At 68.2% G+C, this 15786-nt stretch carries 9 protein-coding genes; 1 reads left to right on the top strand and 8 read right to left on the bottom strand.

The window, feature by feature from the left end; all coding sequences use genetic code 11:
- Positions 1–15: 15 nt before the first annotated feature.
- The 4 genes from GV027_RS03545 to GV027_RS03530 all read right to left on the bottom strand — a co-directional run bounded on the left by GV027_RS03545 (position 16) and on the right by GV027_RS03530 (position 3592).
- On the bottom strand, positions 16–798 hold the full coding sequence (locus GV027_RS03545) for a methionine ABC transporter ATP-binding protein (protein ID WP_159511012.1): 783 nt from the start codon (positions 796–798) through the stop codon (positions 16–18).
- Complete coding sequence (locus tag GV027_RS03540) at positions 795–1826, bottom strand: LLM class flavin-dependent oxidoreductase (protein ID WP_159511011.1); 1032 nt, start codon at positions 1824–1826, stop codon at positions 795–797. The genes GV027_RS03545 and GV027_RS03540 overlap by 4 nt, the downstream gene beginning before the upstream one ends.
- Complete coding sequence (locus tag GV027_RS03535; protein ID WP_159511010.1) at positions 1826–2731, bottom strand: ATP-grasp domain-containing protein; 906 nt, start codon at positions 2729–2731, stop codon at positions 1826–1828. The genes GV027_RS03540 and GV027_RS03535 overlap by 1 nt, the downstream gene beginning before the upstream one ends.
- Before the next feature lie 252 nt (positions 2732–2983).
- The gene (locus GV027_RS03530; RefSeq protein ID WP_159511009.1) at positions 2984–3592 is read right to left on the bottom strand and encodes an alpha/beta hydrolase; all 609 of its coding nucleotides are present in this window, start codon (positions 3590–3592) and stop codon (positions 2984–2986) included.
- Between the two features lie 412 nt (positions 3593–4004).
- Here GV027_RS03530 and GV027_RS03525 point away from each other — a divergent pair, with 412 nt between their 5' ends.
- The gene (locus GV027_RS03525) at positions 4005–6476 is read left to right on the top strand and encodes a TonB-dependent receptor (RefSeq protein WP_159512713.1); all 2472 of its coding nucleotides are present in this window, start codon (positions 4005–4007) and stop codon (positions 6474–6476) included.
- A gap of 45 nt (positions 6477–6521) precedes the next feature.
- On the opposite strand, the gene GV027_RS03520 is transcribed toward GV027_RS03525, so the two are convergent.
- The 4 genes from GV027_RS03520 to GV027_RS03505 form a co-directional block, all read right to left on the bottom strand.
- Positions 6522–8345, bottom strand: a complete 1824-nt coding sequence (locus GV027_RS03520) for a diguanylate cyclase (RefSeq protein ID WP_201302569.1) — start codon at positions 8343–8345, stop codon at positions 6522–6524.
- Between the two features lie 68 nt (positions 8346–8413).
- Positions 8414–10564, bottom strand: a complete 2151-nt coding sequence (locus GV027_RS03515) for an alpha-L-fucosidase (protein WP_201302568.1) — start codon at positions 10562–10564, stop codon at positions 8414–8416.
- Positions 10561–12867 carry a beta-N-acetylhexosaminidase gene (locus GV027_RS03510; RefSeq protein ID WP_159511008.1) on the bottom strand — a complete coding sequence of 769 codons (2307 nt, stop codon included), beginning with the start codon at positions 12865–12867 and terminating at the stop codon, positions 10561–10563. Before GV027_RS03510 ends, GV027_RS03515 begins: the two co-directional genes overlap by 4 nt.
- A gap of 35 nt (positions 12868–12902) precedes the next feature.
- Positions 12903–15786, bottom strand: a 2884-nt coding sequence (locus GV027_RS03505) for a TonB-dependent receptor domain-containing protein (protein WP_159511007.1), incomplete at its 5' end; no start/stop codon positions are given.

Genomic DNA, 15786 nt, shown 5'->3' with positions numbered 1-15786 from the left:
CGGGGCTGGTTGTGATCATCGCATCTGCTCTTCGTCCGCAAAAGACGCGGCGCCGTCCCGTTCCTGATGAGAGAGGGATTGGAGCATGCGCCGGGTCGCCGGATGCGCGGCGTTGGCGAAGATGTCGGTGACGGTGCCGGTCTCGACGACCCGGCCGCGTTCCAGCACCGCGACGCGGTCGCAGACGTAGCGGACGACGTCCATCTCGTGCGTGATCAGGACGATCGTCAGCCCGAGGTCGTGGTTGAGGTCGCGGAGCAGCGTGAGCACCGAGCGCGTGGTTTCGGGGTCGAGCGCGCTCGTCGCCTCGTCGCACAGCAGGATGTCGGGGTCGGTGGCGAGCGCGCGCGCGATACCGACGCGCTGCTTCTGCCCGCCCGACAGCTGGGCGGGGTATTTGGCGGCGTGATCGGACAGGCCGACTCGGTCCAGCAAGGCGGCGACCTTGCTCTCGCGCGTCGCTTTCGCGACGCCGGCGAGCACCAGCGGGAAGGCGACGTTCGCCGCGACCGTCCGCGAGGAGAGCAGCCCGAAATTCTGGAAGATCATGCCGATCCGCCGCCGGAGCGCGCGCAGCTCCGCCGCCGACAGGCCTGCGACGTCGATCCCGTCGACCTCGACGCGCCCGGACGTCGGCCGTTCGAGCGCATTGATCAGCCGGATCAGCGTCGACTTGCCCGCGCCGGATTGACCGATCACCCCGAACACGCCGCGCGCCGGGATCTCCAGCGACACGCCGTCGAGCGCCGCCGCTTCGCTTGCCGGGTAGGTTTTGGAAACGTCGCGCAGGCGGATCATGCGGACCCCATGACCTGCACCGCGAACCGCTCCATTTCCTCGGCCTGCGGGCTCATCTGGAGCAGCAGCAGGTTTAGTCCGGCGGCCTCATATTCCGCGATCCGCTCCTTCAGCTGTTCGGGCGTGCCGACCAGATTGGGGCGCAGCCCGCGGTTGGAGACCGAATATTCCTGGATCTTCAGTTCGCGTTCGAGCTGCGTGCCCGACAGCCACTGGTCGAAATTGGCATAGCCCGCGGGCAGTTCGGTGACGCTGGTGATGCGCTCGAGCTCGCGCTTCGCCTCCGCCTCGCTGTCGCGGACGATCGCATAGGCGGCCATGCCGTATTGCATCGGTGCGCCGCCCCCCCTTTTTTCATTGGCGGCTGCACGTCGCGCCGCCATGTCGGCGATCTTCGGCGCGATCGCGTCGGCCGGGTCGCCGTGCATGACATAGGCGTCGCACTGCGCGGCGATCATGGCCTTGGCCTTCTCGCTCTCGCCGCCGGCATAGACGGTGGGGCGCTTGACGGGCTTGGGCGAACAGATCGCCTGCTCGGTGGTGTAGAACTGCCCGGCAAAGTCGAACCGCTCCTGCGTCCACAACCCGTCGACGACGGAGAGCCATTCGTCGGTCCGCGCATAGCGATCGTCATGCTGGTCGAACTGCAGGCCATATTGCTTCGCCTCGTCCGCCCACCAGGACGACACGACGTTGAGCGCGAGGCGTCCGCCCGAGATCCGGTCGATATTGGCCGCCGCCTTGGCGAACAGCGCCGGGTGGTGGAAGTTCGGGCGCACCGCGACCATCAGCTCGATGCTGTCGGTCACCGCCGCCAGCGCCGCCGCGGTCGACCACGCATCGAGCGCGGGCTGTTCTACGCCTTTAATGTCGTTGAGGTTCAGCTCGGCGATCAGCGTCAGGTCATAGCCCCAGCGCTCCGCATTCTGCGTCAGCGCCTTGGTATAGGCCCAGCTCGCCTCCATCCCCTCGTCGGGGACGTTGCGAAGCCAGCCGCCGAAAACCGGAGTCCAGTATCCATAGCGCATCAACGAGTCTTCCCAATCTGTTCGATCAGGTAATCGACGAGCCGGTCATGCGGATCCCAGCCGAGGACGTCGAGCGGCCTGGCGACGAAATTGGACAGCGCGTTGATGTCGTAGAAGCGCGCGACGCCGTCGCGGTCGTCGATCATCACCTCGACCCCGCCGACATCGAGATCGACCGCGCGCGCGATCGCCTCGGCGGCATCCTTCAGCACCTGCGACGGCTCGACCGCGGCCATCTTGATCCCCGATCCGGGGACGACGCACGCATCCGCAGGGCAGAGATCGAACGCGCCGCCGCCCGCGACCTCGATCGCGTAGAGGAACTTGCGGTCGAGCGTCTCGATCCGGGTGATCGCGCCACCCCGGACGGGGACATATTCCTGCACCAGCAACACGCCGTCGACGCTGCTCGGCAGGCCATCGTCGGTGACCGCGGCGCGGAGTTCGTCGAGACTGTCGAAGCGGATGATCCCCGCGCCCGATCCACCGATATTGGCCTTCACGACCAGCGGGAAGCGCAGCGTTTGCGCCGCGGCGACGACGTCGGCGGCGCGGTGGACGATACGCGTCTCGGGGATCGCGAGGCCGAGCGACGCGATCAGCGACAATTGCCGTGCCTTGGAGGCGTCGATCGCGAGCACGTCGGCGCCGTTGATCACGCGCGCACCGGTGCGGCGCCAGTGATCGAGCATCGCCATCGTGTCGAAGATCGGATGCTCGTCGTTGCGCAGGAAGCTCGACATCGCGATCCGGTTGAACACGACGCGGCCGGGGCCGGTCTGGTCTGCTGGGTTCCAGAAGCCGTCGGGCGTGGCGCGCGAAAAGTCGACGCCGCGCGCGTCGAGCGCCGCGAACAGCGGCACGAACCAGGCGGGATGTTCGTAAAGGACGGCGAGATCGGTCATGAAGCCTCGGATGAATTGAGCGCGCCCTCTGCCACGCCGACGCGCGGACCGCCATCGATAGCGGCTTTGGCCCGATCAAGCCTGGGTTTAGCGAACGGCGCCGGCGCCGACCGTCGCTTCAATCAATCCGCGGGATCGACCTGCGCGATCTCGACGAGGCACGCTTGCGGCGCGCTCGTCAGCGTGGCGACGATGCCGACCGGGGGGTGGGGAGGGGCGGGCCTCGCGGCGCAGCGCCGACGGCAGGCGCGCTCAGTCGATCGCGGCGGGTCGGCGCGGGCGCCGCGCGGGGCGGGGTCCGGGCGCGAAGGCCTCGCCCGGCACCCGGTGCTCGAGCAGCGGGAGCAGCGCGATCAGCCGGGCCTCGTCCTCGGTCGGGGTGGCGGTGCGCGTCGTCGGCGCCGGTGCGGCGATCGATCCGCGCTCGACGAAATGACTGCCCCAGCGATCGGCCAGCGCCAGCACCCGGTCGATGAACGGGCCCGGGGCACAGGCGACGACCGACGGGAAGGGCAGGCGGGTGGCGGGCCCGGGACGCGCCGCCGCCGCGATCGCCTCCTGACCGAAACCGACTGACAGCGGCGACAGCAGGACCGCGCCCTCGATCGCCTCCAGATAGCTGCGCGGCGACAATTGCGCCCACCACGCGACGGCCAGACAGGCGACCCCCTGCGCCAGGATCACCGCCGGCTCCTCGCGCCGGGCAAATGCCGCGTCGAGCTGCAACGCCCAGCGACCGCTCTGAAATTTCGCGAGATCCAGTTCGATCGTCGGGATCGCGGCGTCGGGGACCGGATCGCCCCGGATCACGACGATCACGGCATGCTGGGTATCGATCGAAGCCTTGTCCCTGACGGCCATAGCGGATCACCTCGGATAGACCTGCAGCAGCGCGCGACCATCGATCTCCGACTCGCAGTCTCGCGCTACGATGACGAAGCGTAATCCGGCCCGGACGATAGGCAATAGTCTTGCGGCATCCCATGCCGGCGATGCGCCGGATCGCGTCCCGACGCCCCGATCCGTGGCGTGACCGCGCTGCCTTCAGGCATACTGCCCTGCCTGCTTTCACAAGCCGCCCTATTCCCGACATATAATACCGCTCCACTCGATCTCGCCCGCTGCGTGAGAGTGTGACGATGATCGATCCCCCCGCCATCCCGATCCGCCGTTCGTGAGGGTTCACGCGCCGGTCCGCCTGTACCCGTCGATGCTCGTCTGCCTTGGGGGCGGCGTGGTCTGTCCCGCGGCCGGATCGACGCAGGCGATCCCCATGCCGGCATCGGCGTCGGGCGACGACATCGTCATCACGGGCCAGCGGAGCGCGGGCAGCGCGGTCGGGGCGATCGATCCGACCGCGACCCTCGATCAGGCCGGGATCCAGTCGCTGGGTGCGACCGATCTCAAGACGCTGCTCGAACGCCTGAAGCCACTGACGACGTCGGCGAGCGGCGGCGATCCGGTCTATCTGCTCAACGGTCGACGCATGTCGAGCATGAACGAACTCTACAGCCTGCCGCAGGAGGCGATGGAGAAGATCGAGGTCCTGCCCGAGTCCGAGGCCGCACGCTTCGGGTTTCCGTCCACCATCCGGGTGATGAACTTCATCACCAAGAAGCGGTTTCGCGCGGTCACCTACCAGCAGGCCACGGGTGTCACGACCGAAGGCGGGGGCGAGACAAGCTATGCCGAGGTGACCGCCGCGCGGATCGACGGGCCGCGCCGCGCGACGCTGACGCTGTCGCATCTTCGCCTCAACCCGATCCTGCAGAGCGAACGCGCGATCCTGCCCGATCCGGACACGCTCTATGCGCTTGGCGGCACCGTTACGGGAATAGGCGGGGCCAGTATCGATCCCGCGCTCGATGCGCTCGTCGGGGCCCCGGTCACGATCGCCGCCGTGCCGGACGACCCGGCGGGGCGCGACACTCTGGCGGGCTATGCCGCCGGCGCCGGCGCACCCGCGGTCACCGATATCGGGCGTTATCGCTCGCTCCAGCAGCGCAGCGACAGGATTTCGGTCGACGGAACGCTCGCGGCACCGATCGGGCGGACGATGAGCGGATCGCTCAACCTGTCGATGGAAGCGCAGCGTAACATCGGCGTGAACGGTCTGGCGCCCGCGCTGTTGAGTGTGCCGGGGGGACGCGGCGCGCTGCCCTTTGCGGACGATGTCCTGCTTTATCGCTACCTGCCCGATGCGGTGCTCCAGCAGCGGAGCACCAGCCTGACGCTGCATGGATCTGGCATGGTCCAGGGCAGTATCCGGCGCTGGGGGTGGAACGTCACGACCAGCTATGACCGGGTGCAGGGGGTGGCGCGGTCCGAACGCGGCGTGCCGATCGACGATCTGCAGGCCGCGATCGATGCGGGGGGCGATCCGTTGGCGCGCGTAAGTCCCGAGGCGGCGGCGCTTCGGCTGGCCGATCGCAGCCGGACCGTTACCGGCACATTGCTGACAAAGGCGGTCGCGAACGGCCCGCTGGTCCGGTTGCCGGCCGGCGACGCGCAGATCACGCTCTCGGGGGATTATGCCCGGTCGAGCAGTTCGGGCAGCCTGCCGGGCTTGCGCGACACGACGCTCGATTTGACGCGCACCACCGGGGGGGCCAGCGTCAACGCGGATCTGCCGATCGCCTCTGCCAATCAGGACGTTCTCGCGTTTCTCGGACAGCTGTCGGTCAACGGCATGATCGGCGTCTCGGACGTGTCCGATTACGGCCGGCTGCTCAGTTCCAACTACGGCCTGACATGGTCGCCGGTGCGGCCGGTCCAGCTGATCGCCTCGGTCAATGCCGCGCAGACCCCGCCGGCGATCGCGCTGCTGACCAACCCGACGGTGACCACCCCGAACACGCCGTTTTTCGATTTCACCACCGGCACCAGCGTGCTCGTCACGACGATCGCCGGCGGGAATCCCGCGCTCGACCCGGAACGCCGGCGGCTCGTCACGCTGGGTGTCGCCGTGTCGCCGATCAAGGCCCGCGATCTGCGGCTCACGCTCAACTATCTCCAGACGCGCATCGACAATCAGACCGCGACGCTGGGCAGCGCCACCCCGGCCTTCCAGACCGCATTTGCCGGGGCGTTCCAGCGTGATGCAACAGGACAGCTCGTCAGCGCCGATCTGCGGCCGGTCAACATCGCCCGCGAACGCGAAACGAAGGTGCAGGCGACGATCAGCCTGTCGACGCCGATCGGGCGTGCGCCTGCGCCGCTGACGCCGCCCGTCGGCATTGCCGCGAAGGATGTGCCACCGCCGGCGCCACCCCGGCCCCGGCCGCACCTCAACATGTCGATGACCACGACGTGGCGGCTCGACGATCGCCTGTTGTTGCGGAGCGGGGGGCCGGCACTCGATCTCCTCGATGGCGATACGCTGACCGGCACCGGCGGACGACCGCGCTGGGAAACCGAGCTGAACCTCAGCGGATCGCTCGGGGCTGCGAGCATCGGCGTGTTCGGCCGTCTGCAGGGGCCGACCCGGATCCGCAGCGACCTGGCGGCGTCGGATCTGCGCTTTTCAGGTCGGACCTGGCTGGTGCCCTATAGCTCGCTCAAGGTCGACCAGATCATCAAACGTCCCTGGGCAAGCAACATGACGCTGCAGCTGACGGTCGAAAACCTGCTCAACGACCGTATCGCGGTTCGCGATCGGCTCGGGCGGACGTCGAACCGGTTCCAGGCGGCGTATATCGATCCGGTCGGCCGGTCCGTCAGGCTGGGCCTGCGCAAGCTCTTCTGACACCGCCCGGTACGGCGGAGGATATCGATCTCCGGAGCGCCCGGATCAGGCCGCGAGCGCGCTGATCGTCGCGCGGTTGCGGCCGTCGCGCTTGGATTGATACAGCGCCATGTCCGCCGCCTGGATCAGCGTCGCGCCCTCCCGGTCCATGATGTCCGTCCAGGTCGCGATGCCGAACGACATGCTGGTCGATCCCAGCGCGCGGTTGCCGTGGCGGACGGCGATCTCGGCGATCGCCTGCCGGACGATATCGACGCGCTTGGCCAGCGCCTCGGCGGTCGTGCCCGGCGCGATGATGGTGAACTCCTCGCCGCCGAAGCGACAGACGACATCGCCGTCGCGGAACCGGCTGCGCATCTCGGCCGCGACCTGCTGGAGCACCGCGTCCCCCGCGTCGTGACCGAACTCGTCGTTGAACCGCTTGAAGTGATCGACGTCGCACATGACCAGGCTGAGCGGATTGCCCGACCGCGAGGCGCGGGCGATCTCCAGCTTGAGCGCCTCCTCCATGTAGCGGCGATTGAACAGGCTGGTCAGCGGATCGCGGATCGTCTGTTCGCGCAGCGACCGCTGCAGGCGATGGTTGACCAGCGCCGAGGCAATGTTCTCGGTCAGCACGTTCATCCGAAAGCGGTTCTCGGCCTCGATCCGGCCGCGCAGATAGAGCACGCCGATGACCTCGCCGCCCGCGAGCAGCGGTTCGCAGTGATAGACCTCGCCCTCGGCGACATGCGCGCAGACGATGTCGCGGCGCGGATCCACGACCGAATGGCTCTGGCCGCGGCGCAGTGCCCAGCACCGCTCCGGCGCGAAGCCGTCGTCCGGCACGACGATGTCTCCCCAGCTGGCGACCGGGACCAGGCAATTGCGCGAGTTGTTGTGCGCGTACAGCGCGCCGGGAATGTCGGGCAGGACCTGCGGTACGAACACCCGGATGATCTGGGCCAGCTCGTCGTCGGTGCGCGCGGCCTGCATGCGATGCGCCATGCCGCCGAGCAGCTCGATCACGTCGCCGCGTTCGCGCAGCGTCTTGGTATTGCGTTCGAGCTCGGCGTTGACGACCTGCAGCTGGCGCTCGCTCGCGCCCTGATCGGAAACCGCGCCCTCCAGCCGGTCGGCCATCGCATTATAGCCGATCGCGAGCCGGTTGAACTCGCGCGATCCCATCGCGGTATCGATCCGCGTCTGCTCGTCCCCGCTGCCGAGCGCGGTCATCGCGCGCAACATGGTTTCCAGCGGGCGGCGGATACCTTGCACCAGCAAGGTAAAGCCGCCGATGACGATCAGCGCGACGGCGATCGCGCCGAAGATGGCGAGCCGCTTGCCGCGGCGCAGGCGCTGCGCCGCCGCATCCTGCCGCGTGGTCTGCAACGCGCGTTCCTCTTCGAGAAACGCCTCCCCGCGCACGCTGATCGCATCCATCAGGTCGCGCCCACGGCCGCTGGCGATGATCGTGACCGCTCCCGCAAAATTGCCCCGGCGGGCAAGGTCGAGCGGCTGGCGCAGAAAGGCGGACCGCTCCTTCATCAGCAATGCCATTTCCCGCGCACGGGCATGCTGGCGCGGGTTGTCGCGGGTCTGGCCCGCAACCCGCGCGATGGTCCGGGCGGCGCTGTCCAGGCGTTTGGCGAAGGACCGGGCATAGGCCGGATCCCGCGTGATGACGAACCCGCGCTGGCCCGATTCGGCCTCGCGCAGATCGTTCAGCGCCGCCTCGGTCGTCTCGATGACCTGCGCGGAATGGGCGGCCCATTGGAAGCTCTGGCTGGCCTGGTACGAGGCGTCGGCGAGCAGCCCGGCCAGCGACCCCAGTGCCAGGACCACGATGAGGCCGATCGCGACGATCCGCGCAGTAAGCGATATGAACATTGCGCTATGTTAAACAACAAAGACTTAGCTTTTGGTTACTCGCCATCACACGCCGCGCCGCGACCGGTCTACTGCGTCAGCACCCCGAGCTCCGCGATGGCCAGCCGCGTCTCGCCCTTGGCGGTCCGGGTGAAGGCGATCTCGATGTAGCGTCCACGGTGCGGCCGCGCGAAGGCGAGGCGCTGCGGCGCCTGGTTGGCAGCGATGTTCGAGAACTCGCCCTGCTCCTGCGGCGCGTCGGCCAGCCTCGGGTCGTCGCCGATGCGTACGCGCCAGGCGGCGGGGTCGCCGGCCCCCTGCGGCGCGTGCCAGCCGGGTTTCAGCACGAACCCGCGCAGCTCGACGCTGCGTCCGAGATCGATCGTCACCGAACACGGCTTGCCGTCCGCACCGGTCAGCGGCGCGACCCAGTCGGTGCGGTTCTTCTCGTCGATCAGCAGCTCGGCCAGCGGCGCGCTGGCCCGCAGGATCTTCCAGTCGCTCTTGCGGATGTCGAAGTTGCGACGCCCCACGCTGCTGACCGCACCCTTGGCCGCGTGGATGCTGATCGCCTGGACGATCCCCGCATCGCGCATCGCGAACGGCGCCGTGTAGCGCGGCGATGCGATCGTCGGCGCGCTGCCGTCGGTGGTGTAGGCGATCGCCAGCCCGGGAGAATCGCTGGTCAGCGTGACCACGCCCTCGCGGTCGCGGACGATGTGCGGCGGATCGAGCAGCACGGGCGCGAGATACACGCCGAATTCGGTGATCGCCGGCGCCGCGGCGGCTGCGGTGATCCGCAACCTGACCAGCCGCGCGGTGATCGGCGCGTCGAGCCGGATCAGCCGCTGCGATCCGATGCCCTGCTTGCTGGCGATTTCGGTCCAGCCGGTCGGGCCCTGCGCGTCGATCGCGAACCGGTCGACGCGCAACCCGAGCGGCAGATGCTCCGCCAGCCTGACGACATCGAACAGCCTTGGCTGTTTCAGGTCGAGCGTCAGCGTCGGGACCGGCGTCCGATCGGCGCTGACCCAGAAGCTTTCGGGATTGCCGTCGAGCACATGCGATGCGTCATGCCCGGCGAGCACGCTGCTCGCAGAGGCGATCGCACCCTTGCTCAGGTCGGTGGCGTACATCGCGCGCATCGCCGTGCCGAACGCGGTCAGGTTCGCGACATCCTCGTCGGTCACCAGCCCGCGCGTATCCGGGGCCAGGTTGAGCAACAGCCCGGCGCTGCGCCCGACCGTCTCGAAATAGATCTTCATCAGATTGGCGGGGCTGCGGCTCTGCCCGTCCTCATAGGCGTGCCAGAACCAGCCATAGCGGGTCGAGACATCCGCCTCGGCCGGCCACCAGATCGCGCCGCCGCGAACGCCGGCATTGCCCTTTTCCTCGGTGAAGCCCTTGTCGTCCATCGTCGCCCAGCACGGGTCGCCGGCCTCGCCCTCCTCGTTGCCGACCCAGCGCAGGTCCGCGCCGACCGGATCGAAGGTGCAGGCCATCGGTTGCAGCGCGTGGACGAAGGCGATGATCGACGGCCAGTCATAATAGGGGACCGCGTCGATCTTCCGCACTTCGCGCGCACCACCATAATAGCCGTCGCCGCCGTTCGCGCCGTCGAAGAATACCTCGTAGATCGGTCCGTATTGCGTCAGCAGCTCGCGCAGCTGGTTGCGGAAGAAGGTGATGTATTCGGGCCGGCCATAGTCCGGATGGTTGCGATCCCAGGGCGACAGGTAGATCCCGAACTTCAGCCCCTGCCGCCGGCATGCGGCGGCCAGTTCGCCGACGATATCGCCCTTGCCGTTCTTGTAGGGGCTGCTCGCGATGCTGTGTTTCGTGAATTTGCTCGGCCACAGGCAGAAGCCGTCGTGGTGCTTGGCGGTGACGATCAGGCCGCGCAGGTTCGCCGCCTTTGCCGCGGCGACGATCTGGTCGGCATCGAACTGCCTGGGGTCGAAGATCGCGGGATCCTCGTCGCCATAGCCCCATTCGCGGTCGGTGAAGGTGTTGATCGTGAAGTGGACGAACGCGGTCTGTTCCAGCCGGTGCCACGCCAGTTGCCGCTTCGACGGCGTGGCACCGAAGGGCACGAGCGCCGCACCGGTGGGCGCCGCGCCAATGGTCGCCGCGCCAATGGTCGTCGCGAACGTGCCGCCGGGAAAGGCCATCGCTGCGCCAAGCGTTCCGGCCGTGAAGGCGATTGCGTCGCGCCGCGATGGGCGCAGGGGATCGGTCATCGAATGTCCTTCAGCGTAAAGCGTACCGTGTCGACGCCGTAGAGCGGTCCACCGACCGGCGGCGCGACGATCAGGCACAGGTCCGTGTCGGTCGTGCCGCCCGCCAGCGGCGCGGTCAGCGTGAACCGGTTCGGCGTGGTCGCCGGATCGGGCAGCGGCACCATCGCCAGCGCGGGCCCGTCGCAGGTCCGCGCATGCACCATCAGCGTCCCGAAATATGTCGGGTTGTAGCGCCACGCGACCATCTGGCGCTGCGGCTGGCGCAGCGCGAAGTTGCGCGGCAGCCGGCCGAGCGAGACCGTGATGCCCCGGATCTGTCCGAGCGGCGCGGCGCGGTACAGCCAGCAGCCGTCATAGATGTTCATGCTGTACGCCGGCCCGCCGCCCGTCGCATCCGGCGTCAGCGGCAGGCGCAGCCGGATCCCCGCGCCGGCACAGGTTTCGAGGCTCGCACTTGCCCGCGTCAACAGCGCGGCGGGTGCGGTATCGAAGCTGCGCACGGCGGCGAGCGCGCGGCCGTCGGGTGCGAACGTCACTGCGCGGACGACCGTGTCCGGCGCCACGCTCAGCGGTCGGGCATAGGCGCGCGAAGTCGATGACGGCGCCGCGCCATCGGTCGTGTAGCGGATCGTGCCATAGCCGGCCTGGTTCGCCATGCCGATCGTGACCGTCTTGCCGCGCACCGCCGGACCGACCCCGCCGACCACGGTGTAATCGACCGCGAAGGCGCTGTCCGCGGCGGCGATCCCCTGCCGCTGATAGCGGTTGAGCTGGGGATCGAGCCGCACGAGGAAGCCCGGCCAGTCGCGCGCGGCGCGCGGCGACCAGGCCATCTCCGCCAGCGCCGCGATGCGCGGAAACAGCGCATGTTCGCGCTGCGCGGGGGTGACCATATATTCGGCCCACAGATTGGCCTGCGGCCCCAGCACGTGATGCGCCTTTGCCGCGGCGATCCCGGCGGGCAGGGGGTCATAGGCATAGACGTCAGCGAGCGTCTGTACCGCCATGCGTCCCGGCGGCTCGTCGTCGCGCCCGCTTTGCAGATTGTCGAGATACAGGACCGGGCCGGGCGACAGCACGACGTCGTGCCCCATGTTCGCCGCCTCGATCGCGCCCGCCTCGCCGCGCCATGACATCACCGACGCAGTCGGCGGAAGCCCACCCTCGAGGATTTCGTCCCAGCCGATCAGGCGGCGCCCGCGCTTGGCGAGGTGCGCGCCGAGCTGACCGACGAACCAGCTCTGCAGGCCCTTTTCATCGGCAATGCCGAGCGTGCGCATCTTCGCCTGGACCGCGGCCGATGCCTGCCACTGCTCCTTCAGCGCCTCGTCGCCGCCGATATGGATATAGGTCGACGGGAAGATCGCCATGACCTCGTCGAGCACCTGCTTGACGAACGTGATGCTGCGATCGTCGACGTTGAACAGATAGGGGTTGATGCCCCAGTCGCCCGACACCGGCGGCCGGTCTCCCGTCACGCCGATCTGCGGATAGGCGGCGACCGCTGCCTGTGCGTGGCCGGGCAGGTCGATCTCCGGCACGATCGTCACCGCGCGGGCCGCGGCATAGGCGACCAGCGCGCGCAGCTGGTCCTGCGTGTAGAAGCCGCCATAGCGGCCCGCCGGCGCACCCGCGTTGGGCGTGGACGAGGCGCGCCAGGCGCCGATCCGCGTCAGCTCGGGATGACGCTTGATCTCGATCCGCCAGCCCTGGTCATCGGTCAGATGCAGTTGCAGGCGGTTCAGCTTGTGCTGCGCCATCATGTCGATGACGCGCTCGATCGACGCGATCGGCTGCATGTGGCGCGCGACGTCCAGCATCACCCCGCGCCACGCAAAGCGCGGGGCATCATCGATCGCCACGACGGGAACCGCGACGCCCGTCCCGAACCGCGCATCGGGGGACAGCATCTGCGCCAGCGTCATCGCGCCATAGAACAGCCCGGCATCGGTCGCCGCGGCGATGCGGATCCCTGCGGGCGTCACGTCGAGCCGGTATCGCTCGCTGGCCCCCCCATTTGCGGCGGGCAGCCGCACGAAACTGATCGCCCCCGCTCCGCGGTCGGCCACGCTCAGCGTGATGCCGCGCGTCCGTGCAACGATCTTGACCGCGCGCCGCGCCGCACTGGCAGCGCCCGCGTCGCCGGCAGGGACGACGATCCGCGCACCGTCGTCGATGCGGACGCTGCCCGTACCCGCTGTCGCATGCGCGGGCAGCGGAAGCAGCGGGGAGGGGCCAGCGACCGCGGGCTGGCAGACAGTAACCAGCGCCGCGGCAACGCACGGCGCGATGACGAGGGCCATGCGCCGCCGGCGGACCGCCCCTTGGACCACGCGCATCAAAAGCGCGTCGTTGCCGAAATCGAGATCTGGCGTCCCAGCGTGTCGTAACGCTGGGGGATCGTGTTCCCGCGCGACAGCGCGTAATCATAGGTGTTCGTCAGGATCGGCTGCTGGCGGTCGAAGATATTGTTGACCGCCGCGGTCAGCGTCATCCGCTTGGCGATGTTCACGCCCAGCGACAGATCGAAATAATGATAGGCGGGAATCCGCGTGAAGTCGGAGACCTCGGTCGCCGGTGTCGAGTTCGGGCCGCCATTCTGACCCGCGGTCGTGCCACCGATATAGCGCCACGCGACCGACGCGCTGAAGATCCCGTCGTCGCTCGAATAGGTGGTGCGGACATTATGGATCCAGCGCGGCGTCGGCTGCGGGCAGGATCCGCCGAAATAGCCGACGCAATTGGTCCGCGGCTGATCGGGCGCGGCCTGGCCGCCCTGGTCGGTGGTCAGCGTGCCGTTCATCAGGAAGTCGAGCTTGCCCGCCGTCCCGCCCAGCCGCGCCGAATATTGCGCCTGGAAATCATAGCCGCTCGCATAGAGCCGGTACGCATTCAGATTGCCGCCCTGGATATAGCCCGCCGTGGTGCCCGTGCCGTTCAGCTGATAGGTCGTCGGATCGCGCACCAGCCGGCTGCAATAATAGGGGTCGCCGGTGATCACGCAGCCATCGACCGCAAAGCTCGCACCCAGATAGCTGATCACATTGTCGACGCGGATCTTGTACCGGTCGACCGAGAAGCTGAACCGCGGCAGGAACCGGGGCGTCAGCACCAGGCCATAGGTCAGCGTCTGCGCGTCCTCGGGATCGATCGGCGTGCCGTTGTTGCGCTGGCGGCAGACATCGTCGACGCAGCGCAGGCTGCCGGGAATACCCGCGGCCAGACCATTGCCATATTGCGCGTCGGGCAATCCGGTCAGGCGACACGCCTCGATGCTGGCCCTTGGTGCGACGCCGTTGACGCTGGCACAGGGGTCGACGATCGTTGCATTCTGATAGCCGACGACCTGATCGGCCTCCCTCAGGCCGGGCGCGCGCGCGGCCCGGTTCCGGCCGACGCGGAACGTGACGTCCTCGCTCGGCGAATAGACCGCCTCGATCTTCCATGTGTTGAAGGTCTGGGGATTGGTGCTGTATTTCGACAGGCGATAGCCGCCATTGACCTGCAGCAGTTTGAAGAACGGCACGTTCTGCACCAGCGGCAGCTGGGCTTCGGCATTGCCCTCGACGACGTCCTGCGTGGTCAGGCTGTCGGGTACGCCGCCATAGACTTCGATGAAGCGGGTGTTGCGCGTCGTCCGCTCTTCCTGCCGGCGATATTCCCCGCCGACCGCCACCGCCAGGCCCTGTTCGGCGAATGGCGACCGGATGCCGTAGCGCGTGAAATCCGCCGTCAGATTGGCGGTCACGTCATAGAATTTCGCGCGCAGGTCCTGCACGCCGAGCCCCTCATCGAACAGATAGTCGCTGAGCGCGGCGCTGCCGGGATTGTTGGCGGTGAACACGTTGAGCGGTACGCAGGCGGGGTCGGTGCCGTTGACCACCGACCGGCACGTCGGCACGCCGTTCACGTTGACGACGTCGAGCGCGCGGCTGACCTTGGCGGCGACCGGGTTGCCGCCGGGCTCCCATAATTGCCGGCTCGTGCTGTAGACGCCGCCGACGTCATACCGCCAGCCCTCGGCGATCTCGCCGCGGACCGACGCGTTGATGCGCGTCTGCGTGTTCCTGAAGCTTTCCTTGTCGCGGTCGCCGGCCAGCCCCGGAAAGCCGTATTGGACACCGAGCGGCGCCGACGCGCCGGACCCGGCATTCGCGCCGCAGATCGTCTGCGCCTGCGATGCGGACATCAGCGGATTGTCGCAGTTCACCCGGTAGCTGCCCTGGACATAGGGGCCGTAGAGCAGGTTCTCCGATGTATCGCGAAGGTACATCACGCCCGCCGAAAACTCGGCCGCGGGCGACGCCTTGAAGTTGATGAAGCCGCCGCCGTTGAAGCGCTCATAACCACGCGCCGCGAGGCGGTCCGCCTGGTTCGCATAGCCCGGAATCGTCGATGCGGGCGCGAAGACGCCGGGGCTGCCGGTGACGTTCGAATAATTTACGCCGTTCGCCGTCAGCGTCCCGTTGGGCGACGCCGCGGTCACGCCGCAGATCAGGTTGTTGACCCTGAGCGGGTTGCCCGTGTCGCGGCGCAGCTGACAGCCCGACGCGTCGCGGTCACGGAAGAAGATGCCGTCCGCGGTCCGGTAGGTGCCGTAGACCGAGACATTCAGCCGATCGTCGAGGAAGTTATGGCCGTAGGTCGCGCTCAGATCCGCGCGGCCGCCATCGTTGGTCAGCCCCGTCGGCGTGGCGATCCCGTAACGCTGGGCGACGGGTGTCGAGGCGTTGGCGCGGTTGTCATGATTGTAGAAGCTGTAATTGCCCGACAGCTGCAGTCCTTCGAAATCGCGACGGATCACATAGTTTACGACGCCCGCGATCGCGTCGGAGCCATAGACCGAGGATGCGCCGCCGGTCAGCAGGTCGATGCGCTCGACCAGCGAGACCGGGATCAGGTTGGTGTCGACGGATTCGGTCCCGGCGATCCGCTGGCCGTCGATCAGCGACAGCGTGCGGTTGAAATCCAGCCCGCGCAGCTTGACGCCGCGCTGCTGGCCGTTGCTCTGCTGATAATTCTGCTGCGCATCGGGCTGCACCTGACCCAGCCGGTTCGTCACCTCCTCGAGATTGACCGCGCCCTGCGCCTTGATCTCCGCGGCACCGATGCTGGTGATCGGGCTCGCCGACTTCAGATTGGGCCGGGTGATGCGCGTGCCGGTGACCATAATGTCCGCCGGTGCCGGCGCTGGCGTTTCGGACGTGGGGTCGAGCGTGACG

This window comes from Sphingomonas sp. T1 (assembly GCF_902506585.1).
GTDB lineage: Bacteria > Pseudomonadota > Alphaproteobacteria > Sphingomonadales > Sphingomonadaceae > Sphingomonas > Sphingomonas aerolata.
Note: the sequence above shows the minus strand (reverse complement) of the source record. Positions and strands in the feature narration are given on the sequence as shown.